Source organism: Allocatelliglobosispora scoriae, from assembly GCF_014204945.1.
Taxonomy (GTDB): domain Bacteria; phylum Actinomycetota; class Actinomycetes; order Mycobacteriales; family Micromonosporaceae; genus Allocatelliglobosispora; species Allocatelliglobosispora scoriae.
The window spans coordinates 2,415,029-2,439,871 of record NZ_JACHMN010000002.1 but is presented as its reverse complement, the minus strand read 5'-3'; the positions used below and the strand labels follow the sequence as shown (position 1 = coordinate 2,439,871).

At 69.2% G+C, this 24,843-nt stretch carries 21 protein-coding genes; 13 read left to right on the top strand and 8 right to left on the bottom strand.

What is annotated here, in order from left to right:
• Window positions 1-22: 22 nt before the first annotated feature.
• Complete coding sequence (locus tag F4553_RS16555) at window positions 23-727, bottom strand: hypothetical protein (protein ID WP_221469919.1); 705 nt, start codon at window positions 725-727, stop codon at window positions 23-25.
• A 185-nt stretch (window positions 728-912) separates the two neighbouring features.
• On the opposite strand from F4553_RS16555, the gene F4553_RS16550 reads away from it, so the two are divergent.
• The 6 genes from F4553_RS16550 to F4553_RS16525 all read left to right on the top strand — a co-directional run bounded on the left by F4553_RS16550 (window position 913) and on the right by F4553_RS16525 (window position 6,548).
• Window positions 913-1,884 (top strand): hypothetical protein, encoded by a 972-nt coding sequence (locus F4553_RS16550; protein WP_184837016.1) that lies wholly within the window; start codon window positions 913-915, stop codon window positions 1,882-1,884.
• 5 nt (window positions 1,885-1,889) lie between these two features.
• On the top strand, window positions 1,890-2,321 hold the full coding sequence (locus F4553_RS16545; RefSeq protein ID WP_184837014.1) for a hypothetical protein: 432 nt from the start codon (window positions 1,890-1,892) through the stop codon (window positions 2,319-2,321).
• 123 nt (window positions 2,322-2,444) lie between these two features.
• Entirely contained in the window at window positions 2,445-3,386 is a 942-nt protein-coding gene (locus tag F4553_RS16540) for a hypothetical protein (RefSeq protein WP_184837012.1), read from the top strand.
• Window positions 3,387-3,435: 49 nt separating this feature from the next.
• Entirely contained in the window at window positions 3,436-4,641 is a 1,206-nt protein-coding gene (locus F4553_RS16535; RefSeq protein WP_184837010.1) for a peptidoglycan-binding domain-containing protein, read from the top strand.
• The gene (locus F4553_RS16530) at window positions 4,634-5,305 is read left to right on the top strand and encodes an ABC transporter ATP-binding protein (protein WP_312875236.1); all 672 of its coding nucleotides are present in this window, start codon (window positions 4,634-4,636) and stop codon (window positions 5,303-5,305) included. The genes F4553_RS16535 and F4553_RS16530 overlap by 8 nt, the downstream gene beginning before the upstream one ends.
• A complete protein-coding gene (locus F4553_RS16525; RefSeq protein WP_184837006.1) occupies window positions 5,292-6,548 on the top strand; it encodes an ABC transporter permease in 1,257 nt (418 codons plus the stop codon). Before F4553_RS16530 ends, F4553_RS16525 begins: the two co-directional genes overlap by 14 nt.
• 52 nt (window positions 6,549-6,600) lie before the next feature.
• On the opposite strand, the gene F4553_RS16520 is transcribed toward F4553_RS16525, so the two are convergent.
• From F4553_RS16520 to F4553_RS16510, 3 genes are all read right to left on the bottom strand, one after another.
• The gene (locus tag F4553_RS16520; protein ID WP_184837004.1) at window positions 6,601-7,941 is read right to left on the bottom strand and encodes a glycoside hydrolase family 18 protein; all 1,341 of its coding nucleotides are present in this window, start codon (window positions 7,939-7,941) and stop codon (window positions 6,601-6,603) included.
• 70 nt (window positions 7,942-8,011) lie between these two features.
• The gene (locus F4553_RS16515; RefSeq protein WP_184837002.1) at window positions 8,012-8,764 is read right to left on the bottom strand and encodes a VOC family protein; all 753 of its coding nucleotides are present in this window, start codon (window positions 8,762-8,764) and stop codon (window positions 8,012-8,014) included.
• A gap of 275 nt (window positions 8,765-9,039) precedes the next feature.
• The gene (locus tag F4553_RS16510; RefSeq protein ID WP_184837000.1) at window positions 9,040-9,249 is read right to left on the bottom strand and encodes a PspC domain-containing protein; all 210 of its coding nucleotides are present in this window, start codon (window positions 9,247-9,249) and stop codon (window positions 9,040-9,042) included.
• Window positions 9,250-9,499: 250 nt separating this feature from the next.
• Between F4553_RS16510 and F4553_RS16505 the strand changes: the two genes are divergently transcribed.
• Together F4553_RS16505 and F4553_RS16500 are read left to right on the top strand one after the other, a co-directional pair.
• Window positions 9,500-10,435 (top strand): isopenicillin N synthase family dioxygenase, encoded by a 936-nt coding sequence (locus tag F4553_RS16505; protein ID WP_184836998.1) that lies wholly within the window; start codon window positions 9,500-9,502, stop codon window positions 10,433-10,435.
• Between the two features lie 146 nt (window positions 10,436-10,581).
• Window positions 10,582-12,240 (top strand): cellulose binding domain-containing protein, encoded by a 1,659-nt coding sequence (locus F4553_RS16500; protein WP_184836996.1) that lies wholly within the window; start codon window positions 10,582-10,584, stop codon window positions 12,238-12,240.
• Window positions 12,241-12,327: 87 nt separating this feature from the next.
• Here the strand turns inward: F4553_RS16500 and F4553_RS16495 are convergent, their stop codons facing one another.
• Window positions 12,328-15,048, bottom strand: coding sequence for an AAA family ATPase (locus F4553_RS16495; RefSeq protein ID WP_184836994.1), 2,721 nt, complete (start codon window positions 15,046-15,048; stop codon window positions 12,328-12,330).
• Window positions 15,049-15,320: 272 nt separating this feature from the next.
• On the opposite strand from F4553_RS16495, the gene F4553_RS16490 reads away from it, so the two are divergent.
• From F4553_RS16490 to F4553_RS16480, 3 genes are all read left to right on the top strand, one after another.
• Entirely contained in the window at window positions 15,321-15,806 is a 486-nt protein-coding gene (locus F4553_RS16490; RefSeq protein WP_184836992.1) for a glutathione peroxidase, read from the top strand.
• Between the two features lie 58 nt (window positions 15,807-15,864).
• Window positions 15,865-17,037 (top strand): YncE family protein, encoded by a 1,173-nt coding sequence (locus F4553_RS16485; RefSeq protein WP_184836990.1) that lies wholly within the window; start codon window positions 15,865-15,867, stop codon window positions 17,035-17,037.
• A gap of 201 nt (window positions 17,038-17,238) precedes the next feature.
• Window positions 17,239-18,018 (top strand): hypothetical protein, encoded by a 780-nt coding sequence (locus F4553_RS16480; protein ID WP_184836988.1) that lies wholly within the window; start codon window positions 17,239-17,241, stop codon window positions 18,016-18,018.
• A gap of 149 nt (window positions 18,019-18,167) precedes the next feature.
• Here F4553_RS16480 and F4553_RS16475 read toward each other — a convergent pair whose 3' ends face one another.
• Complete coding sequence (locus F4553_RS16475) at window positions 18,168-19,076, bottom strand: polysaccharide deacetylase family protein (protein ID WP_184836986.1); 909 nt, start codon at window positions 19,074-19,076, stop codon at window positions 18,168-18,170.
• Between the two features lie 265 nt (window positions 19,077-19,341).
• Between F4553_RS16475 and F4553_RS16470 the strand changes: the two genes are divergently transcribed.
• Window positions 19,342-20,742 (top strand): glycoside hydrolase family 18 protein, encoded by a 1,401-nt coding sequence (locus F4553_RS16470; RefSeq protein ID WP_184836984.1) that lies wholly within the window; start codon window positions 19,342-19,344, stop codon window positions 20,740-20,742.
• Between the two features lie 50 nt (window positions 20,743-20,792).
• Here the strand turns inward: F4553_RS16470 and F4553_RS16465 are convergent, their stop codons facing one another.
• Together F4553_RS16465 and F4553_RS41880 are read right to left on the bottom strand one after the other, a co-directional pair.
• Entirely contained in the window at window positions 20,793-21,422 is a 630-nt protein-coding gene (locus F4553_RS16465; RefSeq protein WP_184836982.1) for an MBL fold metallo-hydrolase, read from the bottom strand.
• A gap of 20 nt (window positions 21,423-21,442) precedes the next feature.
• The gene (locus F4553_RS41880; protein ID WP_184836980.1) at window positions 21,443-23,947 is read right to left on the bottom strand and encodes a DUF11 domain-containing protein; all 2,505 of its coding nucleotides are present in this window, start codon (window positions 23,945-23,947) and stop codon (window positions 21,443-21,445) included.
• A gap of 74 nt (window positions 23,948-24,021) precedes the next feature.
• Between F4553_RS41880 and F4553_RS16455 the strand changes: the two genes are divergently transcribed.
• Window positions 24,022-24,816 carry an alpha/beta fold hydrolase gene (locus tag F4553_RS16455; RefSeq protein WP_184836978.1) on the top strand — a complete coding sequence of 265 codons (795 nt, stop codon included), beginning with the start codon at window positions 24,022-24,024 and terminating at the stop codon, window positions 24,814-24,816.
• Window positions 24,817-24,843: the final 27 nt, after the last annotated feature.

Genomic DNA, 24,843 nt, shown 5'->3' with positions numbered 1-24,843 from the left:
CTCGCCTCCGATGCGGCGGCCGTCAGGGAGTGGGCAAGATGTCGAGGTGATCGCGGCGGACGATGCCGCAGCGGATCGCCTCGGTGGCGAGCGCTTCCCGAGGCTCGCCGATCAATTTCAACCGCGCCCGGATCGCGTCCAGGTGTGAATCGACCGCTCGCTGCGTGGTCGGCTGGCCGATCGCCGTGAACATCTCGGCGATCTCCCGCGCGGTGGGCAGCGTCGCGACCGGGCTCTCCCGCAGCCGTGGTGCGCACAGGGCGACCAGCGTGGCGAAGTAGCGGGTGTCCTCGTTGAGTTGGGGCGAGTGATGTGTCGGCGCGGCACAGACTGTCGGTTCATCGACTGATCTCTGGGCCGGTCCGAAGATCTTCAGTGCGGGCTGGGCGAAACCGCGATGCAGGGCCCGCACCTGCGCCAGCTCGATCGTCACGGCGACCAGTCGCCGATCGGCCGGGATGGTGATGACGAGGTCGGGATCTTCCATGTCTTCGACGACGATGGGCATGGTCGACAGGTTGCACAGTCGCCATTGGTCCTGCTCCGCCGTGATCCGAACGGTAATGCCGTGCTCCTGTGGAATGCGGTGGATGCCCTGGCAACGACCGCAACCGCACCAACCGAGAACGGCCGATTGACCGCTCCGCAAACCAATGACCGTGGACGGTCTTCCGGGCCCCCCTGGTAGTTGTTGGACAGCAATCTCCACCGTAACCGCATCGCGCACCTTGTTCCCCCGTGGCTGCGTAAGCTGGTCTGTGTATTTATTTGCATATCACGACGCCATCTGACTGTCCACCCCGCCTCCCCTGGAACCTTCCAGTTACGTGGCCGCACCACCGGAGGCAAGCTTTCGACCAAGCCCATCGAGTTCGCAGCGATGCGGCTGTCGACGGCTGGTGAGGGGGCACGGTGGGCGACAACGAGCAGCGCGGGGGCAGTCGCCGGTGGCGCTGGACCGCGATCTGCGCGGTGGTCCTGGTGGTGGCGGCGGGCAGCGCCGCCTACCTGTTCAGCGGAGCCCAGCCGTCGGCGGCGAAGTCCGGAGCGCTGCACATCGGCACGCTGCCCGACGCGGGGGCCACGGAGAGCGAGCTCATCGACTGGGCCGAGCTGCTGCTCGCCGGCGAGTGCATGGCGGCACACGGCCACGAGTTCACCGTGGACTGGGTCAACGACCCGTCGGCGCGGATTCCGATGGTGGTGCCCTACGGCAGCAGCGACATCGCCGCAGCTCAGCGCGATGGATACGGCTGGGGTCCGGCACGGCGGGCCGGTGGAAAGGGCTCCTACGCGGACGCCAACCAGGCATACACCAAGACCCTGACCAAGCCGCAGGAGCAGCGCTACACGCAGGACTTCTTCGGCGACCGCCAGACCGTGGTGACGGTGAAGCGAGCCGATGGCGCGGAGGTGAGCACCAGCAGCACCGGCTGTCTCGCCGACGCCCGCCGCACGCTCTTCGGCGACCTGGCGCGCTGGGTTCCGCTCGATGTCCGGTTCAGCGGCATCGACGGGGAGGTGATCCCCCTGGTTCTCGCCGAGCCCGAGGTCAAGGCGAGTCTCGCCGAATGGCGGGCCTGCATGGGGCGGGCGGGTCATTCCGTCGAGAATCCGACCGATGCCCGGGACAAGGCGAGAGCCCTCTATTCGGCGATGGAATTCGAGCCCGCATGGGCTGCCGAGCGAGCGATGGCGACCGCCGATGCCACCTGTGTCGTCCAATCGCGATTGCGCACCATTGGAGATCGACTTCAGGCCCGACACCTCAAGGGCCTGCTCCGCGACAGCGCGGGGGAGATAGAGAGCTACCGCACGTTGCGGACAGGCGCCGTCCAACGCGCGCGGTCGATGGTAAATGCCCTTATAGAGAAAGGGAAGTGATGTTCATGCGCACTAAGCTCGCAGCCGCCATCGCCGGCACCGCCGCGGCAGTCGTCCTGGCGATCAGCGGACAGCCGGCCCAGGCCGGCGAGTACGACGCCACCGGTGACCTGGACTGCAACGCGGGTTACGTCTGCGACTTCGACTACATCAACTGGGGTGGCAGCGGCGTCGGCTACTTCGACGACGAGTGGGACTACCTCGGCGGCTCGGTCGCATCGCAGTTCCGCTACATGGACAACCGCTCGGAGTCGTGGGAGAACCACGGCACGAGCACCTACGGCAACGTCGTCTTCTTCACGATCAACGGCGCCCCGGGCAACGCGATCTTCCGCTGCCTCAAGAAGGGCTACACCCTGGGTGGGAACATCGACATCGACAACGATGTCGAGGGCCATGTCTGGAAGAACTCCTGCAACGGGTACGTCGTCCTTTAGGGTCCACTCGCAATGCAACCCGCCCGGGTTCGCCTGCGTTATGACTAGCTAGGTGGTGGTGCCGCCGATCGGTGGCACCACCATACGCACGTCTAACCCAACTCCGTGACGGAAAGGCATGTCATGAAGGCCCAGCACCTCATAGGGTTGTCTCTGCTGCTCCTGGTGTCGGCATGCACGACCGACCCCGGCACCTCCGCCGAGCCCGGCGGCACGGCTGGACCCGAGCAGTCTCGCGCGGCCGCCTCGGGCTCCGCCGTGCTGGCGCAGACCGTCGCCCTCGCCGACCAGGCGATCAACGCCACCAACAAGGCGATCGTCAAGTGCATGGAGGCGAAGGGCTTCACCCGCCACCTGCCCGGGCTCGTCTGGGAGCAGAGCTCCTCGCTCCCGGTGGCCCCCTCCGACGACACCCTCACCGCCGACGAGGCGAAGAACTTCGGCTACGGATTCGGCAGGGAGACGGTGCGGCCCACCCCGAGCGGGCCCGCGAACAAGCCGAACCCGCAGGCCGGCATGGCCGCAGCCGATGTCGAGAAGTACCAGCAGGCCCTGGGCAAGCTGACCGTCGTCACGCTGGGCAGCGGCGAGAAGGCGCGCTTCTATGTCGGCGGCTGCTATGAGAAGTCGATCGTCACCGTCTTCGGCGACCGGGAGACCTATGTCCGCCTGCTGACGGTCGGACCGGACGCCGCCAACGCCGTGGCCGCCGCGATCGAGGAGGACCCCGCCCTGGTCAAGGCCTACAAGTCCTGGTCGTCGTGTATGAAGGGCAAGGGAGCCGCCGATCTCGCCAAGCCCGAGGAGGCGACGGAGCGGGCACTGCGCTACTACTGGCCCCGCAGCGGCCCCGCCCTGCCCAAGGCCGAGGCGCTGACCAAGGAGATCCAGCTCGCCGTCGCCGATGTCGCGTGCTCGGGCGAGGCGAAGATCCACGACGCGCAGCAGCAGGCCTACCGTGCCCAGGTCGACAAGTACCTCGCCGACCACGAAGTCCAGCTCGTGGCGGATCAGGAGACCCTGCGTGCGGCACTCGGCAAGGCTCAGCAGTTGCTAGCGTCCTGATGCGGCTCAGCTCCGCCGGTTTCCCGCCAACGCCGATTGAAGGAGGACCATGCGACCGCGAGCCAGGATGATCGCTCTCGGTGGGGGAGCGGCCGTGCTCGTCGCCGCCACCGTCGTGGCATGGATCGCCGCCACCACCGCTCGGACGCCGGGCCAGCGAGCCGCGCAGGCCGCACCGCCCAGCCGGTCGATGATCACAGCTCCCGTCACCAGCGACCGCATCGTCGACCAGCTGCTTCTCGACGGCGTTCTGGCCCGGTCCGCCACCGTGGTGGTTCCCGGGCCGACGGCCGTCGAGGGGGCCACGAAGCTCGTGATCACCAAGGTGCCGGTCAAGGCGGGCGACACCGTCAATGCGGGCAAGGTGCTGGCCGTGGTCTCCGGTCGACCGGTGATCGCGCTGGCGGGGGCCTTCCCGGCGTACCGGGATATCGCTCGGGGGGATCGCGGCCCGGACGTGACGCAGTTGCAGCGCGGTCTGCGCGCGAGATACAACACGCCGATCACCGGTGTCTTCGACGGCCGCACCGAGTCCGACCTGCGCAAGCTCTACACCGCGGCCGGGTACCAACCGGTGCGCAGACCGGTCGAGGCGAGCGCGAGCACCACGCCGGCCAGCCCTCCGCCGACGACACCGACGACCCGGATGGTCGTCCCGGCGGGCGAGATCGCCTTCGTCCCGACGCTGCCGGCGATGGTGACCAGCGTCCCGGCCTCGGTCGGCGCGACCGCCGGTGCCTCGCTGGTCGTGCTCGCCTCGGGGGCGTGGCAGGTGCACGTCACGGTCGACGACGCGACGGAGCGAGCGCTGAGCGCGTTGCCGCCGACCACGGCGCTGCGTTTCGGCGAGGGCCCCCTGTCACAGCGGGGCACCCGCCTGGTGGAGGTACGCGACAGCCCGCCCCCGACCGGCGGCACGGACGGTGCGGCGGGGCCGCTCGGACAGGCCGGTCAGCGGGTCGCGATCTTCGAGGTCGGCGGCTCCGTCGGCGCACCGCCCGGCGACCCGCAGCAGGTGGTCGTGGAGAAGGCGAAGAGCCCGGACGGTGCCCTCGTCGTCCCGGTCTCCGCGCTGTGGACCGCTGCGGACGGCACCGTCACCGTCACCGTGGTCACCAACGGCGGGCAACGCCGGGAGGTGACGGTGAATGTGCTGGTCACAGTCGTCGGGCAGGTCGCGGTCAGCCCGGTCGGCGGCGCCCTCGCAGCAGGAGACCAGGTGCTCGTCTCCGCCACCGGCGGTCCGCGTGGCTGAGCCACTGCTGGCACTGGCGTCGGTGACCCGGACCTACCCGGGGCCACCGGCTGTCACGGCGTTGCGAGACGCCAACCTGACGATCCACGGCGGTGAGATGGTGGCGATCGTCGGACCCTCCGGCTCCGGCAAGTCGACCCTGCTCAACATCCTCGGGCTGCTCGACGAGCCGACCAGCGGGGTCCGGATGCTCGCCGGTGTCGACACCTCCGTCCTGTCCGACCGCGACCGGACGGCACTGCGGGCCACCCGGCTCGGCTTCGTCTTCCAGTCGTTCCACCTCGTGCCCTACCTGGACTGCGTCGCCAATGTGACGCTGCCGCTGACCCATCAGGGCTTCCCCCGGCAGCTCCGCCGCGACCTCGCCGTCACCGCGTTGACGACGGTCGGGCTCGGGCACCGGCTGAGTGCTCGACCGGCCACCCTCTCCGGGGGCGAGCAGCAGCGGGTGGCGATCGCCCGGGCGATCGTGCACGAGCCCGCGCTGCTCCTCTGCGACGAGCCGACCGGCAACCTGGACAGCGAGAACACCGAGGCGATCCTGGACCTGCTGCGCCGCATGGTCACCGGCTCCCGGGCCGTGGTCGTGGTGACCCATGAGTCATATGTCAGGGACCGCGCCGATCGTGCGGTGGAGGTGGTGGACGGCCATGTCTACGGCTGATCTGCCCACGGCCGAGTTCCCGACCGTGCGCTCGAAGCCCGGTGAGCAACCGCCCCGCCGACCGAGGACGGCGGTGATCGACGTTCTCGCCCACGCCGCTCGCGCGGTCATCGGCCGTCGGAGCAGGTCGATGCTGACGGCAGCGGGCATCGGCCTCGGCATCGCGGCGACCGTGGCCACGGTCGGCGTCACCGCCAGTGCCAGCGCCGCGATCTCCGACAAGTTCGACGCGGTCCGGGCGACGCTGGTGACGATGCGCTATGGCGAGGACGCGGCACGGCCGGTCACCGACACCGCTCAGCGGGTGGCCCGCCTCAACGGCGTCGTCGCCGCCGGACTCTTCTGCCCGGGCCGCCAGGACCGGTCGGCGAGCCGGGTCAGGGTCGGCGGCGAGAACAAGCGGGTCACCGTGGCGGCGGCGCAGCCCGGTGCGCTGACCGCGCTGGGGGCGACCCTGGTCAGCGGCCGTTTCTTCGACGACGGTCACGGCGCGCGGCGGGAACCGGTGGCGTTGCTCGACACCGTCGCCGCTGAGGAGCTCGGCGTGGAGACCGCTGCCGGACCGGCCGCGCCGATGCTGATCTTCATCGACGGCCGATCGGTCGCGGTGCTGGGTGTCTACGCGGCGCCGCCCGGGGAGACGCGGCTGACCGGGGCGGTGATCCTGCCCTACGAGACGTGTCTCGCCCCCGGCGCGGCCGACGTGATGGCTCCGCCGGAGATGGTGATCCGGACCAGTCTCGGCGCCGCCGATCAGGTGGCCGACGAGGCGCCACTGGCCCTGTCGCCGCAGGACCCGGATGCCGTGATCGCCCTCGTGCCGCCGGATCTGCGTACCTTCCGGACCGGCGTGGAGGGGGACACCCGGGCGCTCTTCCTCGGCCTCGCGGTGGTCTCCCTGATCATCGGCGCTCTCGGTGTCTCGAACACCACGCTCATCTCGGTGCTGGAGCGCCGGGCGGAGATCGGCCTGCGCCGGGCGGTCGGCGCGTCCCGGCGGGCGGTCGGCGGCCAATTCCTCTTCGAGAGCGTGCTGCTCGGCCTGGCCGGCGGCGTCCTGGGCACGATCATCGGAGTGAACATCACCGTCGCCGTCGCCCTCGTCAAGGGCTGGTTGATCGTGCTGGAGCCGCCGCTCATCGCCGCCGGCCCGCTGGTCGGCCTGGCCGTGGGCGCGCTCGCCGGGCTCTACCCCGCCTGGGCGGCGAGCCGGGTGGCCCCCGCGACCAGCCTGCGCAGCTAGCGGGTTCCAGGGGTGGCCGGATCCGCCGAAGCGACCCCGGCCACCCCGTCGATCAGCCGGTGTAACCGGCGAAGATCTTGCTGAACTCGTAGGGCGTCTGCGGGATGTTGGTGCACATGTAGAGCGCGCCGTTGCAGGCGTTGCGGTCGCGGGTCATCTCCCAGAAGGCGAGCAGGCCCAGGTGCTTGCCCTTGGCGAAGGTGACGAGCTGCCGTGCGTCGTCCTGGTTGTAGATGTGCTGGTCGTCGTTGGTGCCGAGCATCGGCGTGATGCCGACCATCCGCCAGACCTGCGCGTCGGTCTTGCCCGGGTAGAGCGTCTTGAGCTGGGCGAAGGTGGAGTTCGCCGCCTGCACGGCGAGGTCGCCGTAGTCGCCGGCGCGGTAGTAGTCCATCGCCATGATGTTGACGAGGTCCAGGTTGACCCCGGCGTCACGGGCGGAGCGCACCACGTTGAGCCCGTCGGCGGTGAGACCCTCCGGCAGCACCGGCAGGGTCAGCGAGATCTTCAGGTTGGGGTTCGCGGTCTGCAGACCCTTCAGGGCGGCCGAGCGCCGCGCGATCGAGGCCGGTTCGGCCGCTGCGGCTCCCTCGATGTCCATGTCCAAATACCGCAGGTTGTACGCCGTGACAACCGCCTGGTACTCCGCCTGCAGCGCGCTGACCGAGGTGCATGCCTGCGCGAGCTCCGCACCGGAGGCGCCCCCGAAGGAGATCTTCACGTCCCCGCCGCCCGCCCGGATCGCGTCGATCTGGTCCTTGGCCCATGCCTGGCGCGGGTCGTAGGCGTTGAACCACATCGCCTTGCAGGCCGAGGCGGTGATGAAGGCGAGCGTGAAGCTCTTGAGGTTGCCGGCGCTCGCCATCGCGGTGAGCGACGGTGTCGGCCACGATCCCATGTCCACATAGGGCGCCACGGGCAGGCTGACCGGCAGCGGCGGCACGGACGGCGTCGGGCTGGGCGACTGGGGCGAGCTGGGTGACGGGCTGCTCGGGCCACCTGCGCAGGCGACGCCGTTGATGGTGCAGCCGGTGGGCACACCGGAGCCGCCGTTGACGATGAAGCCGAAGGAGACGCTCGCGTTGGGCGCGACGGTGCCGTTGTAGCCCTTGTTCTTCGCGGTGACGCGCTGTCCGCTGGTGGTGATCGCGACGTCCCAGAAGCTGCCGATCGTGTGCCCGGCGGGCAGGTCGAAGATGATCGTCCAGCTGGAGATGGCGACGGCGGAACCGTTGGTGATCGTGTATTTCGCCTGGTAGGCCGTACCCCAGTCGGAGTCCTTGCTGAACGCGGCCGTGACGGTCCCGGCGTAAGCGGGGCTGGCGACGAGCGCGGCGGTGGCGGCGACGGTGCCGACCAGGAGCGCGGTTAACGCCGTGCGGAGAGTCTTCATAGAAATCTCCTTAACTATTTAGATTCTTAATAGTTAAGGAGATTTCCAATAAAAGTCAAGGAGATCGCTGCTACCAGGACCGGAGCTCCGGGACGACCTCGATGATGCTGAAGGTGCCACCCAGGGAGTCGAGGAGCTGGGCATAGGTGCCGACACCCACGTCCATCGGCGGCATCAGGATCGTGGCGCCCAGCGCGGCCGCGCGGGTCATCGTCTCGGCGCAGTCGGAGACCTCGAAGGTCGTGCGCCAGTGCGACGGCACATCGGCGGGGTAACGCTCGTCCATGATGCTCAGCCCGCCGACGACCCGGCTGCCGTGCACCCACTCCGTGTACTCCAGGCCCGGCGCGAGCTCGCTCTGCCGGTCGACCCAGCCGAACGCCTTGCCGTAGAACTCGGTGGCCTGGGTGCCGTCGCGGGTGACGACCTCGGACCAGCAGACGGTGTTGGGCTCGCTGTTGAGCTCGGCGCCGGCGAGGGTGCCGTGCTGCCAGGCACCGAAGACGGCACCGGCGGAGTCCCGCAGCAGCGCGGCCCGGCCGGCGGGGCCGAGGTCGGTGGGCGGCATGAGCACGCCACCGCCGGCGTCCTGCACGGCGTCGGCGGTGGCGGCTGCATCGTCGGTGGCGATGTAGGTCAACCACGCGGAGGGCTGGCCGGGTGCACCGGGCCGCAGCCCGGCAACCGCGCGCCCGTTCATGGTGAAGGTGGCGTCGGCGGACCAGCCGAACAGGCCACAGTAGAACGCCGTAGCGGCACCTTGATCAGCCGCAACATACTCCGACCAGCAGGGGGTGGCCGGCGCGTAGCCTCGTACTCGCATCCCGCCACACTATGGCAACAAACTCGTAATAGACATGGCTGTCCTACGGTGATCCATTTGACCACCTGGCGTCGTCCGCGTCGTACTTATCGTTGCGTTCGTGCACCCGCTGGAGGCCTGCGGCGGCGTCGGCATGGGTGGGATATGGGCCGAGTAGCCGATCCTCCGGACACTTGTCGGCATCGGTCTCGACCCGGGTGTGCTTCAGGCACCAGTAGTAGCTCATGGATTCACTCTGCCCGCAGTTGGGTGCCGCCGCCACCGCTCCGGCGAGATCAGTGGGTGCCGTAGCCGCTGATGACCTTGGTCTCGCTCGGCACGATGATCCAGAGCGCCAGGTAGATGACGACCTGGGGACCCGGAAGCAGACAGGACAGGACGAAGAGGAGCCGGACGAGACCAGGCGACCAGCCGAAGCGCTGGGCGAGCCCGGCACAGACACCGGCGATCATGCGGCCGTTGATGGGGCGGTTGAGGTTCGTCATGCGATCAACGTTAGGCGATGTCCGCCATGTCCGCATCGGGACTTTCCCCGGCCTTATCCCGGTCGGTAACCCCTAGGGGTCGCCTGCCCCTTTGTCGACCGCCGCAACTCTTGAAGAGTTGGTCCGAACGGGCTCGGTACCATCCGATGGAGCTAGGCATCTCGGAGCCGGGCGTCGCTGCAAAACACCAACTCTTCAAGAGTTGCGACGATCTTGGACCGGGTGATCTCGGGAAGCGGGAGGTGGCGGCATGAGCTTGCCGGTTATCGATATCTCATCCAGTGGGGCGGCTGACGGGATTCGGGCCGCCTGCCGGGAGTCCGGGTTCTTCTACGTGAGCGGGCATGGCGTACCCGATGAGGTGCTCAAGCGGGTCGACCAGGCCGCGCGGGAGTTCTTCGCCCTGCCCGAGGAGCGCAAGGCGGAGATCTCGATGGCGCGCGGCGGCCGGGCCTGGCGGGGCTGGTTCCCGGTCGGCGGCGAGCTGACCTCGGGGCGGCCGGACCTCAAGGAGGGGCTCTACTTCGGCACCGAGTCGGCGGTGAGCACCCGACCGCTGCAGGGCGCCAACCTCTTCCCGGCCGACGTGCCCGACCTCGGTCCGGCGGTGCTCGACTACCTCGACCGGCTGACCGCCGTGGCGCAGACGGTCCTGAGCGGAGTCGCGGTCAGCCTCGACCTGCCCGCGGACTACTTCTCGGCCGGATACACCGCCGATCCGACGGTGCTGTTCCGGATCTTCCACTACCCGCCGGCGCCCGCGGGTGACGACGGCTGGGGCGTGGGGGAGCACACCGACTACGGGCTGCTCACCCTGCTCGCCCAGGACGACAACGGCGGCCTCCAGGTACGCACGGCGGGCGGCTGGATCGACGCGCCGCCGATCCCGGGCACGTTCGTCTGCAACATCGGCGACATGCTGGACCGGTTGACGGGCGGTTACTACCGGTCGACCCCGCACCGCGTACGCAACGTCAGCGGCAACGACCGCCTCTCGTTCCCCTTCTTCTTCGACCCCGACTTCACCGCCGAGGTGCCGCCGCTGCCGGGCGCCGCCAGGGTGGGCGACGACGGCCGGGACCGCTGGGACGGCCAGGACCTGCAGGCCTTCACCGGTACCTACGGCGACTACCTGCTCGGCAAGGTCGGCAAGGTGTTCCCGCAGCTGCGGTCCGACGTTCTCTGACCGGTTTCGACGCAACTCTTCAAGAGTTGGTGTCAAGGGTCGGCGGCCTGAAGCACCGACTCTTGAAGAGTTGCGCCCTGGGGGCTAGCTTGGAAGCGCTCCCACAATGCTTAACCGGTTCGGCTCAGCGTCCACCTAGGAGAGCTATGAACGCCCCTCTGGCTCCGACCCTGCGATCCGGGCTCCGCCCGGTCGCGATAGTCCTCGCCATCGTCGTCACGCTGGTGCTCGCCAGCCTGACCCTGATCACCCGTGCCGGAGCGGCGGTGTCGCCGTTCGCCCAGCGGTGCGGCATCCACTTCTGCTTCGACGGCAAGCCCTACTACTTCGCGGGTGCCAACACCTACGACGTCTTCACCTACGGTGGCAGCTACGGCGACACCGAGACGCAGTACATGGACAAGGCGCGGATCGACGCGCACTTCGCCCACCTGCAGGCCGACAAGGTCTCCGTGCTGCGGCTGTGGATGTTCAGCCACGAGAGCTGGCACGGCTTCGAGACCGCGAAGGGTGTCTACAACGACCAGCAGTTCGCGCTCTTCGACTACGCCATCGTGTCGGCGAAGGCCCACAACCTGATGCTCATCCCGGTCTTCGAGAACTACTGGGAGGCCTACGGCGGCATCGACACCCGGCTCGCCTGGGAGGGACTCTCCGGCGGGCACCCCGGCCGCGCGAAGTTCTTCAACAAGACGCAGTGCCCGGGCTGCTTCACCTCCTACAAGAACTACGTGAACTACGCGCTCAACCGCACCAACCACTACAGCGGGGTCAAGTACAAGGACGACCCGACGATCTTCGCCTGGGAGCTCATGAACGAGCCCCGCTACCAGGATGTGAGCACGGCGGAGAACGCCTCCGGCGCCACGCTGCGGGCCTGGGTCGACGAGATGGGCGCATACGTCAAGAGCATCGACCCCAACCACCTTCTGGGTACGGGACTGGAGGGGCACGAGGCGCGTTACGGTTTCGGCGGCAACGAGGGCAACCCGTTCGTCTACATCCACCAGTCGCCGTACATCGACTTCACCTCGGCGCATCCATACCCGGACGAGAGCTGGGCGGCGCTCGACATCCCGAAGACGAAGACGCTGATCCGGGCCTGGATCAGCGACTCGCACGACGTCGTCGGCAAGCCGTTCTACATGGGCGAGTGGAACGTCAAGTCGGACTGGTCCAACTGGTGGACCCAGATCTACGCCGAGTTCGAGGCGGCGGGCGGCGACGGCAGCGGCTTCTGGTGGTACAAGGACGGTAGCGGCGGCGGTGGCCACGACACGGTCTACGGCGCGGCGCAGCTCTCGATCTTCCGTGCCCACTCGGCGGCGATGGCTGCCAAGTCGACGGGCATCCCGCCGTCGGTCTCGCCCTCGGTGACCCGCTCGCCGTCGGCCTCCCCGTCACCGTCGCGCTCCACCTCGCCGTCACCCTCCCCGTCGGCGTCCACGTCGCCCTCGACCTCGCCGTCTCCCGGCGGGACCGGGGCCTGCCAGGTCGTCTACAAGGTGGACAACTCGTGGGGGACGGGCTTCAACGCCACCGTCACCGTCCGCAACACCGGCACGACCGCCGTCAACAACTGGACGCTCACCTTCACGGCACCGACCGGGGTCTCGCTCGGCAACGGCTGGAACGCCACCTGGACCTTCGCGGCACCGACCTTCACGGTGAAGGCACCGGGCTGGGCGCCCAACCTCGCGCCGGGTGCGTCGTGGAGTCCCGCCTACACGGGCAACGGTCCGTCCACCACGGCACCGACCGGATACAAGCTCAACGGCGTGACCTGCGCCATCGCCGCCGCCTAGCTGGTCGATGATCGGCGCACCTCTTCAAGAGTTGGTGCTGAAGCCTGGTCGCTTAGCACCAACTCTTGAAGAGTTGCGCCTTCTGCGTCACGCGTCGAGGGTGCTGGTGGCGCGGGCGAGTTCGGCTCGGCTCGTCACGCCGAATCGGCGGTAGAGCCTGGTCAGGTTGGCCTCGACCGCCTTCACCGACAGGTGCAGGGCACCGGCTATCGCCCGGTTGGTGGCACCGTCGCGGACCAGCTCCACCAGGCGGCGGTCCAGATCGCTGACTCCGCTGTCGGCGGCGTCCAGCCTCGTCAGCTCCTCCTGCGCGTGGCGGAGGTAGGGCGTGCAGCCGGCGTCGGCGTACCGCCGGATCGCCTCGGCGAGCGCGGACCTGGCCGCCGCCCGCCGCCGGGCCCGTCGCTCCAGCGTGGCCAGGGTGAGCGCGCACCTCGCGAGCTCCAGGGGGTACGCGTGCTCCACGCTCATCGCCTCCCGCAGCCGGTCGGCGGCGAGCCGGGGATCGTCGACGAACCCGTCGATCAGGGCCGACACCCGGTCGAGCCCGAGCAGGATGACGTGCCGGTGCTGGCGCTGCACCGCGGAGTGCGCCTCGTTGATCACCTCGCGAGCCGCCTCGACGTCGCCCTCCATCGCCAGCGCCTCGGCGAGGTCGGCGTGGAGCAGGATCATCGTCGGGTCGAAGTAGCCCAGCTCGTGCAGCATCTCCCGGCCCCGGCCGAGGTGCCGGGCGGCGGCGGCGGAGTTGCGGCGCAGCAGCTCGGCGCGGCCGAGGAAGATCAGTGAGTAGGCCTCCCACTCGGGGTCCTTGGAGGACTCGCCCATCGCGACGGCGGCTTCGAGCGTCTCGACGGCCGCCTCCACCGTGCCCGCGTTGAGCTCCGCCGAGCCGCGCATGGCGAGGCTGCCGGTGGGTGGCAGCCCCACCTCGTTCCAGAGCAGCGCGCAGAGCCGACCGGCCTCGGCCGAGTCCCGGCAGCGGCCCGCCCGGTTGTATGCGGAGCTCGCCGTGTAGAGCACCCGGGCCAGGTCACGGGTGCGTCCGGCGCGCTCCACATCGGCGACGAGCCGGCGGACCGTCTCGACCGCTGCCGCCGTCTCGCCCCGGCGCATCTGCACCACGGCGTGGCCCTGCCGGATCCACGCCGACGCGCCGCTGAGCGGACGGCGTTCGGCCAGCTCCAGGGCCTCCGCGAGGGCGGGCAGCTCGCCGCCGGTGTCGTCCTGGATCTCGATCTGGACCCGCTGCGCGAGCACCTCGATGAGCACGTCGTCGTCGCCCGCGAGCCGGGCCAGCCGCTCGGCCTCCCGCACCTCGTCCATCGCGCCGACGACGCCGATCGCCCGGAACGTGACATCGGCGCGCATGCAGTGCGCCCGGGCCATCAGCAGGACATCGCCCTGCGCGTCGTCGGCGGCCGCGTCGAGCAGGGAGTGGATCGAGCTGAGCGGGCCCGAGGAGAGGTCGACGAGGAGCATCCTGGCACCGACCCGGGCGGCGGGGTCGCTGCGCCGCAGCACGGCTGCACAGGTCGCGCGGGCCTGCTCGTGCAGTCCGGCCGCCCAGGCGTGCTCGGCCGCCTCCAGCAGCCGCCGCGCGGCGAGCGTCGGGTCCGGTGTCCTTGCCGCCGCCAACCGGCACAGGGCGGCCGCGATGGCGGGGGCGCCCCGGCTGCGGGCGAGCCCGGCGGCGGCGACGAGCTCGTCGGCGAGGCCCGCGTCCGGGCGGGTGGTCGCGAGCGCCCGGTGCCGGGAGCGCTCGACCGGGTCGTCCACGAGCGTGGCGAGCCGCGTATGCGCAGCTCGCCGAGCCCTCGGTGCCGCGTCGCCGTAGACCAGCTCGGCCAGGAGCGGGTGGCTGAAGCGCAGCGAACCGTCGGCCTCGGCGAGCAGGATGCCCGCGTGCAGGGCGGCGGTGAGGCCGGGGTCGTTCTCCGGCAGGAGCTCGCGACCGGGGCGGGCGGAGGCCGCGACGAGCAGCAGCACCGGACCCGCCACCGGGGGCAGGGCGCTGAGCCGGTCGGCGAGCAGGTGCCGCAGCCGCTCGGGGACGGGGAGGGGGTCGTCGGGCCGGTCGGCGGGCCCGGCATGGGCGAGCGTGCGGGCCAGCTCCAGCGCGTAGAGCGGGTTGCCGCCGCTCGCCGCGCAGATCCGGTCGAGCGTCGAGCCGGTCGGCGTCTCCGGCATCCGGCGGTGCACCAGCTCCTTGAGGAGCGGGGCGGGCAGCGCCGAGAGCATGATCTCCGCGACCGGCGTCGGGCTGAGCTGAGCATGCCGTGGCGTGCCGTGCTCGTCCATCCGCTCGGCGGCGAGGACCCGGACCCGGGTCCCGGCGAGGCGGCGGGCGGCGAAGGCGAGCACCTCGGCGCTCGGCGGGTCGATCCAGTGGGCGTCGTCGAGCACGAGCAGGACGGGGCGCACGGCGGCGAGCCCGCGCAGCATCTCGACCACGGCGACCCGGATCGCGAGCTGGTCGGTGGCGGTGCCGGGCGGTGGCGCGGCGTGCAGCAGCGCGCTCTCCAGCGCGGTGCGCAGGTGGTCGGGGAGGCCGGCCGAGATCTCCGGCAGCACCGCGCCGAAGAGGTCGATGAGGGCGAGATAGGGCAGACCGGCCTCGGCCGCGTTGGGGCACGTGCGCAGCACGAGCTCACCGGCCTCGGCAGCCTCGGCGGCGAGCGACTCCATCAGGGTCGACTTGCCGATGCCGCCGGGACCGCAGAAGAGCACGCCGCCACCGGAGCGCAGGCGCTCCCGAGCACGGTCTCGCTCCTCCTCGCGTCCCAGGACGGAAGGTGCAGGCCTCATCCGGTGAAGTGTGCCGACAAAACCGCCGGAGAGAAAGACCATGGCGGGCTGTCTGTGCGGACGGCCCGCCATGGGAGCGGAGACGGACGGTTGGCTCGACTCGTGGTTGGTGCCCTGGCCAGCCAAGGGGGTGCCTCGGCGCGCCGTTCGCCGCGAAAGATCTTGTGTGGCGGTTGCCATCGCTCACGCTAGAACGGGAAACGCATCGAGCTGAAGGGTTCGCCACCCCTGCAAGGGATGGTCAAGGGCCTGCGGCGAGGTAGGTTGGCGTCGTGACAGTCTTCGACGTGCAGATCAACGCCCTCGGTGGCGGACCGGCCAACCTCGACGCCTACCGCGGCAGCGTGGTGCTGATCGTCAACGTGGCCTCCCAGTGCGGCCTCACCCCGCAGTACGCGGGCCTGCAGGAGCTCGCCGACACCTACGCCGAGCGTGGCCTCGTCGTGCTCGGCGTGCCGTGCAACCAGTTCGGCATGCAGGAGCCCGGCACCGACGCCGAGATCGCCGAGTTCTGCTCGGTGAACTACGGCGTGACCTTCCCGATCACCGAGAAGGTCGACGTCAACGGCCCCGGCCGACACCCGCTCTACGACCTGCTCGTCGGCACCGCCGACGTGACCGGCCACAGCGGCGACATCCGGTGGAACTTCGAGAAGTTCCTCATCGGACGCGACGGCGAGGTCATCACCAGGTTCAACCCGGCGGTCACCCCGGCCGACCCGATGATCACCGAGGCGATCGAGAAGGCCCTCGCCTAGATATTGCTTTTGCGGCGAAAGCGATTATTTATCCGCTTTTGCTTCATAGACTGCCAGCATGGTCAGAGCTGGTCTGGTGTCGTTCGCCGTCGCCTGCGCGGTGCTCGCCGGGTGCGCCCGGCAGCCCGCGTCGATCACGGCGGCCGAGGCCGTGCCTCCTGCTGCCTCCGCGCAGCCCGTGCCGGTGGCGCTCTATCCGGGTATGCCGGCCTACGTCTCCGCGACCAACGTCTACGCGGCTGCCGGGGCCGGCATGCTGCGTGCCGACGTGGCGAGCGACCGGGAACTCGTCTACGTGCCCAACACCAACAGCGACGAGGTCTTCGTCATCGATCCGGTGACCTACAAGATCGTCGCGAGGTTCCCGGGCGGGGACGAGCCGCAGCACGTGGTGCCCGCCTACGACATGCGCACGCTCTTCGTCACCGGCAGCCGGATCCCGGGCGGCACGATCCTGCCGATCGACCCGCGTACGGGCAAGGCGCGCAAGGTGATCCCCGTCGAGGACGTCTACAACCTCTACTTCACCCCCGACGGCCGCTATGCCATCGTCGTGGCCGAGGCCTACCAGCGGCTCGACTACTACGACCCGGTGACGTGGAAGCGGGTCAAGTCCTTCCACTATCCCGAGTGCGAGGGCATCAACCACATGGACTACACGGTCGACGGCAAGACGATGCTGTTCAGCTGCGAGTTCGCCAACCGGATGCTCGCGATCGACGCGGTGACCGGCAAGAAGCTGCGCCAGTTCGACCTGGATCCGTCGATCAACGGGATGCCCCAGGACACCCGGCTCACCCCGGACGGCACGTCGTTCCTCGTCGCCGACATGCACGCCGACGGGGTCTACGTCTTCGACGGCACGGCGACGAGGCGTACCGGCTTCATCAAGACCGGCCGGGGTACGCACGGCATCTACTTCAGCCGGGACGCCTCGGTCGCCTACGTCTCCAACCGGGGCGAGGGCAGCATCACCGTGCTGGACCTGGCGACCCGCAAGCCCCGGACCAAGTGGTGGATCCCGGGCGGCGGCAGCCCGGACATGGGCGGCGTCTCCGCCGACGGCAAGACCCTGTGGCTGACCGGGCGCTACCACGGCGAGGTCTACGCGATCAGCACGGAGACCGGCAAGCTGCTGGCCCGGATCCCGGTCGGCGACGGGCCGCACGGCCTGACGATCTGGCCCCAGCCCGGCCGCTACTCCCTGGGCCACACGAGCAACATCCGCTAACCCAAGATCGCCGCAACTCTTCCAGAGTTGGTCCTAGCGGGTTTTGGGACCAACTCTGGAAGAGTTGCGGCGATCTTGGGGTGCCGACCGTTAGTGATGAGCCGGGCTTGAAATGATAGGTGGCTTTTGTGGTACTAAATAGTGACGGCCGTCACCCCTAGGGGGTGGGCACACCATGTTTGACCTGCCTAGAGTCGGCGAATGCGTGGCAACGGAGCACACGAAGCGAACGACGTCCCCCGTCATCGAGCCGAAGGCCAGACTCTCCCCCGGGTCTCCTTCAAAGTCCTCACATCCCGCAAGGCACTGGTCACGGCCGGCCTCGCGGGCGCGCTGGCGATCGCCGGAGCGGGCACCTCGATGGCCCGGTCGGGATCCCCCGCCCCCACGGAGCTGGCGGCCGTCTCGGCCGACCGCGCGGACGCGGCGGACGCCGCCAACCGGTCCCTGGACCGGTCGGCCGCGCCCTCCGCGAGCGCGTCGGTGGCGCCGAAGGTGAGCCCGTCGGCGAGCCCGACCGCCAAACCGAAGGCGACCGTCAAGACCAACCCGGCGCCGGTGGCCGGGCTCGACAAGACGCAGATGAACAATGCGGCGATCATCGTCGAGGTGGCTCGCGCGATGAGCATGCCCAAGCGCGCGATGATCATCGCGGTCGCGACCGGGATGCAGGAGAGCGACCTCTACAACAACGCCAGCGAGGCGGTGCCGGAGTCGCTGAACTACCCGCACGAGGGATCGAGTGTCGACTATGACTCCGTCGGCGTCTTCCAGCAGCGGACCAGCTCCGGCTGGGGCTCGATCAAGAACCTGATGAACCCGCGTTACCAGGCCCGGAACTTCTTCAACGCACTGAAGGAGATCGACTGGCAGAACATGTCGGTCACCCGGGCCGCGCAGACCGTGCAGGTCTCGGCGTACCCCGACGCCTACGCCAAGCACGAGTCCCGCGCCACGACGATCGTCAACGCCTTCTTCTGAGTTTCTGGGTCGCTTCGCTGCGCTCACGCACCTTGCTTGCGCTTCAATCCGCGCTCGGTGGCGCTTGCGCCAAGATCGCCGCAACTCTTCAAGAGTTGGTCCTAAAACCCCGTTAGGACCAACTCTTGAAGAGTTGCGGCGATCTTGGGCTACTCCTGGCCGGGGTGGAGGGGGCGGTCGATGCCGAAGAGCCGCGGCGGGTCGACGCCCGGGGGCAGGGCGCTGAGGATGAAGCGCGAGACGAGGTTGGGCAGCAGCGAGCGGAGCGCGTCGACCGTGCCCCGGCGGTCACCGCCGCCGTCGTGCATCAGCACGATCGCCCCCGCCGTCACATCGGCCGCGATGTAGCTGGAGATATAGGTCGAGCCGGGCTTGCGCCAGTCCTGCGGATCGACCCGCCAGTGCAGTGAACTCATCCCCAACTGCTTGGCGACCGCGACGACCGTCGGCGTCCAGGCCCCGCCGGGCTGGCGGTAGTAGGAGACCCGGGTCCCCGGTGCGGCGCGCTGGATCGCGTTGTTGGTACGCACCAGGTTGGCCCGGATCGACTCCGCGCTGAGCATGCCGAGCCCGATGTCGTGGTTGTAGGAGTGGTTGCAGAGCGTGTGGCCCTCCGCCACGATCTGGCGCAGAACCTGCGGGAACTCGTCGACGTTGACGCCGATGACGCAGAAGGTCGCCTTGATCTGGTATTTCCGCAGCAGCTCCAGGACCTTCGGCGTCCAGTCCGGATCGGGGCCGTCGTCGAAGGTGAGCGCCACATCGGCGAAGCCGGTCGACTTCCGGCTGCCGAACGGGCCACCGCGCTCCGCCGGGAGCGGTGGCCGGTTGGGGCCGGTGATCGGGCTGATCCGGGCGACCTGCGAAAGGTTGGGCCGCGTGACCGTGCGGCCGGGGCCGGATCCCGGCGAGTCGTTGCCGGGTGACTGCGTTGGAGCAGCGACCTTCTTCTCCGGATCCGGCGCGGTCAGCCGGCCCATCACGTGACCGCTGCCGAGGATCGCCGCCGCGATCGCCGCTGCCGCCAACAGCGAGCGAGTGCCTTTACCAAGTGCCATGTCACATCCGTCAGGTCGGTGCCGATCTTCTTCGCGCGTTCGCCGATCGACCGCTGGCGGCGCTGCTCGTCACCTCGTGTGCAAAATGCGCACACGTCGGCGCCGTACGCCTTGCCAGCCGCCGATTGGCGGACGCGCTTACCGGTGTCCAACGACGAAACGAACTGTAAGGACTCTTGACAGATAGGTGTGGCCTGCGACACCGTGACACCAGATTGCGGCATGCAAGTCTGTGCCGCCCCACACCCAATCAAGGGGAGCGTGCATGTTCCGTTCTCTGCTCGCCGTGGCCGCCACAGCCACCGTGTTCGCGGCGACACCGGCTATGGCCGCGCCCGCTGCTACGCAGAACTCGGCCAACCAGGCGCCGCAGAAGGTCATCTCGGCCTACTTCGCCGACTGGGACGTCTACGGACGGGGTTACTTCGTCAAGGACATCCCCGTCGACAAGCTCAACGTCATCCAGTACGCCTTCGGCGTACCCACCTTCGATGCCGCGACCGAGACGCCCGGTTGCAGCGTGCTCGACCCGTGGGCTGATTTTCAGCAGGTCTACTGGGACGGCACCAACTCGGTGGACGGGCTCGGGGACAACTACCCGGACCAGAAGCTCTACGGCAACTTCAACCAGCTCAAGAAGTTGAAGGCGGCCAACCCCAACCTCCGCGTGGAGATCTCGCTCGGCGGCTGGACCAAGTCCACCTGGTTCGCCGAGGTGGCGAGGACCGACGTGCGCCGCAAGGCGTTCGTGAAGTCCTGCATCGACACCTTCATCCGGGGCAACCTCCCGACGGGCGGCTGGCCGGAGAACGCGGGTGGCCTCGGCGTCGCCGAGGGTGTCTTCGACGGCATCGACCTGGACTGGGAGTACCCGACCCAGAAGGCCGACGGCAACATCAACTACGGTCCCGAGGACCGGCACAACGCCACGCTGCTGGCGAAGGAGTTCCGTAGGCAGCTGGACCAGATCGGCGCGGAGAAGGGCAAGCACTACCTGCTCACCGCGGCGCTGCCGGCGGCGAAGAGCTCCACGAAGTACTTCGAGCTCGCGGACTTCGTGAAGCAGCTCGACTGGGCCAACATCATGACCTACGACTACAACGTGCCCGGCGGCACGAAGGCCGCGCCGAACACGCTGTTCTCGTGGGACCCGCGCGACGCGGGTGCGAGTGACCCGACCTGGAACACGCTCGGCACGGTCGGCTATTACCTGCTTCAGGGCGTACCCGCCAAGAAGATCGTCGTCGGGGTGCCGTTCTACGGCAACCAGTACATCCGCTCCGACGCGGGCCTCTACGGGCCGTTCAACAACGCGGGCCTCAACGCGGACTCGATCCAGTGGGATCAGAAGCCGCAGCCGTCCTATCACGACCTGGTCGATGTGGCCGGGATCCTGGGCTCGGACGGCAAGGGCAAGCTCGGCTACACGAAGAGCTGGAACGTCCTCGCCGGTGAGCCGTGGCTCTTCAACCCGGCCGCGCCGCACCAGCTCGACGGTGGCCCGCTCACCACGGCCACCACCATCGTCTACTCCGACCCGAAGTCGATCGCTGAGCGCACCACGCTCATCAAGCTGCTCGGGCTGCGTGGCGCGATGGTGTGGGAGATCAGCCAGGACTCCAACGACCACGCGCTGATCACCGCGCTGGGCCCGGTCCTGCACTGACGCGACAACCACAGCGGCGGCGGGGTGCGGTGCACCCCGCCGCCGCCGTGTCAGATCTCGATGGATCCGCCGATCGGCACCCGGGAGTATTCGGTGTCGGCCTTCATCCCCATCCAGCGGTCGAAATTGTCCAGACCGAGCTGGCTGAGCATCGCGTCATGGATCGGGATCGCGCGCGCCGGCTTCACCGCGCGCGCGAAGTCCAGCGCCTCCGAGAGCTTCAACCAAGGGGCACTCGCGGGTACGAGCAGAGTCTGCACCTGCCCCTGCGGGACGAAGAACGAATCGCCGGGGTGGTAGACGTTCTCGTCGATGATGAACCCGATGTTGGCGCAGCCGGGCAGCCCGTCGTAGATCTCGGCGTGCTCGCCGCCGACGACCCGGACGGTGAATCCGGCCGCGGTGAAGGTCTCGCCGGGCGCCACCGCGACGATGGCATCCCCGAGCACGGCGAGCTGCTCGGCGACCGATTGATGGGTGTAGACCTTCAGCACCGGGTTGAGCTTGATCGCGGCGGCGAGGGTGTCGGCGTTGACGTGATCGAAGTGCTCGTGGGTGACGAGCACGTCGCTCACCCCCTGCAGCGCTGCGGGCTCCGCCCAGACGCCGGGATCGATGACGAGATGGCGTCCCTCGTGCTCGACGCGTACGCAGGCGTGGGTGTATTTGATCAATCGCACCCGCCCCACTGTACGCCCGGTCAGCGGCTCCTGCCCGGTAGCCGGATCGCCGTCACCGTGATGAGCAGCGCACCCGCGACGAGGGCGGCGGCACCGCCGAGAGCGATGAGCGGCACATTCGGCTGCCCGGTGTCGGGCATGTCCGGGCCGGCCGAGCCCGACGGCGAGGGCGGCGGCGGTGGGAGCTCCGGCAGGGTGAAGCTGCCCGCGGCCGTGTTGTTGTCCGGATCGGACTCGTCGACACCGCTGCTCACGACCGCGCGGTTGACGGCCGTGCCCGCCGGTGCGTCGGCCGGGATCCGCAGCGTGATCGTGATCGGCTCGCCCTGCTGGCCGGCCGGGATTCGCTGGGTCAGGCACTCGAGCTGCTTGGGTTTGACCGTGCAGGTCCAGCCGGCACCGGTCGCCGAGACCGGCACCCAACCCGCCGGGGGAGTGTCGACCACCCGGACATCGGTCGCGTCGGTGGGGCCGTTGTTGCCCGGGTCGAGGGTGATGGTGATCGTGTCGCCCTGCTGCTGCGGCGGCGCCGGATCGGTCTCCGTGATCGTCAGGTCGGTGACGAGCGCGGCGTTGATCCCGGTCACGCTCGCCGTCGCCGTGTCGTTGCCGGGATCGGCGTCGGTCTGGTCGGTCGCGGTGATCCGCGCGGTGTTGCCGGTCCCGCCGAGCGCGTCGACGCGGGCCTGCATCGTCAGCGTCGCGGTCGCACCCTCGGCGAGCGTGCCGACGGTCCACACGCCGGTCGCCTTGGCATAGGTGCCCTGGCTGGGTGTGTTCTCCAGCGGGGAGAGCCCGGCCGGCAGCTTGTCGGTGACGACGATGCCGGTCGCGGTGCCCTTGCCGGTGTTGGTGACCGTCAGCGTGAAGGTCGTCTCGCCGTTGACGTGCACGACGACGGGTGCTGCGGTCTTGGCGATCGCCACGTCGACGGGGCCGGGCGTCACCTCCGTCCGGGATTGGCCGGTGAAGGTGTTGCCGCCGATCTGATAGGCGAGGTCGGCCCGGTTGACGATCGGCTCGCCGGTCGGGGCGGTCGGGTTCACGATGACCTGGAACTTGATGATCACGGTGTTGCCGTCGGGCACATCGCCCAGCGTCCAGCGGTAGTTCTTGCCGGTGAGGGTGGCCTTGTCGCCGTCACCCGCGTCGGTCTGCGGTGCCCCGTCGACGGTCGACGAGTTGGGCACGGGGGTGAACCCGGCGGGGACGGGATCGGTCACGACCGCACCGCTGAGGGGTTGATCGCCGATCGCCTTGAGCGTGAGCGTCATGGTCAGCTTCTCGCCCGAGCCGACCGGGTCGAACTCGCCGTCGGACCCGTCGGCCCGCTGCACCGACTTGACGAAGTTGTGCCGCGGCACGATCCGCGCCGTGAAGATGAAGGCGCCGGGGTAGTAGGTGTCGCCGTTGGTGGTGAAGGTGGCCTTCACCGAGGTCGCGCTGTTGGGCACGATCGCCGCCGGGACCGGCACGGCCTCCGCGTCCACGCCCAGGTTGTTCTCGAAGACCGGGTCCACCTGGCCGACGCCGGGCAGGGTGGCGCTGGGGACGGCGTAGGTCTTGCCGCGGATCGCCGAGTCGAAGAAGTTGTTGGCGCTGCCCGCGTTCGTGGCGATCGCCACATCGTTGAGCAGGAGCTTGTCGCCGGTGGTGGAGCGGTCGCCCTCGTAGCCGACGACACCCACCCAGGCGTCGACCGGGCCCGTCGAGGCGGTCTCGAAGCCGCTCAGCGTGACCGACCGCGAGGTGGTCCCGTTGATCAGCGTGAAACCGTCGAAGATCGAGATGTTCCGGTAGTCCGGCGCGTAGGTCGGGTTCGGCGACACCAGCGGATCCGGGCCGACCGGGTATTCGTAGGAGAGGACGGCCGACCATCCGCCGCCGCAGTTGAGCCCCCGCGCGAGCTGCACATCGGCGACGGTGATGTCGACGGAGGTCAGCGCCGCCGGTGCCTCATAGGGCGCGAACAGCTCGGTGATCTCGGCGAACCCCTGGAAACCGTCGCCGCCGATGCTGCTCGGCACCAGATCGAAGCTGTCGGCCGTCACGTCGACATAGGCGGCGGTCCCGACCTTCACCCGGGCGATGTTGGCCTTGGTGCGATCTGGCGGCAGGGTGACCTTGCCGGTGGAGGTGAGGTCCACGCAGCCCGCCCGGCCGGAGGAGTTGGGCGTCCCGGTGTCGCCGCCCCAGTAGAGCCCCACCCAGTCGATCTCGGCGCCCGGCGGCACCTGGATCCGAGCCGAACTGGAGTTGAAGGTCGACGGATCGCCGTCCACATCGACCCACTGCATCGCGAAGCCGTTGTTGTTGGCCGTCCCGGTATGCGCTGCGTCGCAGGCCGGCCCCGGCGGGCAGGTCATCAGCGTGTTGCCCGCCTGCTCCACATTGCCCCAGGCGTTGTGGCTGTATCGCAGCGTGAAAGCCCGCTCGGCCGCCACCGCGGGCACCCCCGCCAGCAGAGAGGTGAATGCGGCGGTCAGCGCGGACACGGCGGCCAGAACTCGACGGCGATGGATCACAGTTGGTCAGAGTAAGCGCCACAAGTATGAACAAAACGCTCGACACTCTCAGCCGTTACAGTAAAGAAGCCTTAATGAGCGACAACGCTCGGCCCGCCCCGACGCGTCGACTCCATATGAAGCGGATCATCCAGCTCACCGCGATGCTCGGCGCCCTCGCGCTCTCCGCCTGCGGCGGCAACCCGGCCCCGGAGCCGTCCTTCGACGCCGCAGCCCAGGCCCGCACGGCCAAGCTAGCCTCCGCCAACGCCGATTGCGCCGGTCCCGACCGCGAGAAGACCCTCATCACCCTCGAAACCCCCGACCACGAGCTCACGGTCGGTTACCCCATCGGCCAGGGCGACACTGCGGTCATCCTCCTCCACGAGGCCGAGGCAGGACTCTGCCAATGGGTCCCCTACGCCCAGGACCTGGCCACCCAGAACATCCGGTCCCTCCCCATCGACATCGGCGACAGCACCTCCTGGCGTTACGCCGTGGCCGCCGCCACCTACCTCAGAAACACCGGCGCCAAGAAGCTGATTATCATCGGCGCCTCCCGCGGCGGAACGATGGCCCTCCAGGCAGCCAGCCAGATCCAACCCCCGGTGGACGGCGTGGTGACCCTCTCCGCCCCGGCAACCTACTCAGGCGTTGACGGCAGGGCAGCAGCAAAAACGCTCACGATGCCAGTCCTCATAGCAGCAGGCATCCGCGAGGGCGGATTCACCGAGGACGCCAAAACCCTCTACGACCTGTGCCCGTCCAGCCACAAGACACTAAGGCTGCCCGGCACCTCGGTCCACGGCGTAGAGCTCCTCTTCCACCTCAAAGAGGTCCTACCGATCTTCCTCAACAGTCAAGCCGCCACCCTCCCCGCCGTGCAGTAACACAGCACCAACGAGAAGTTCCTAACG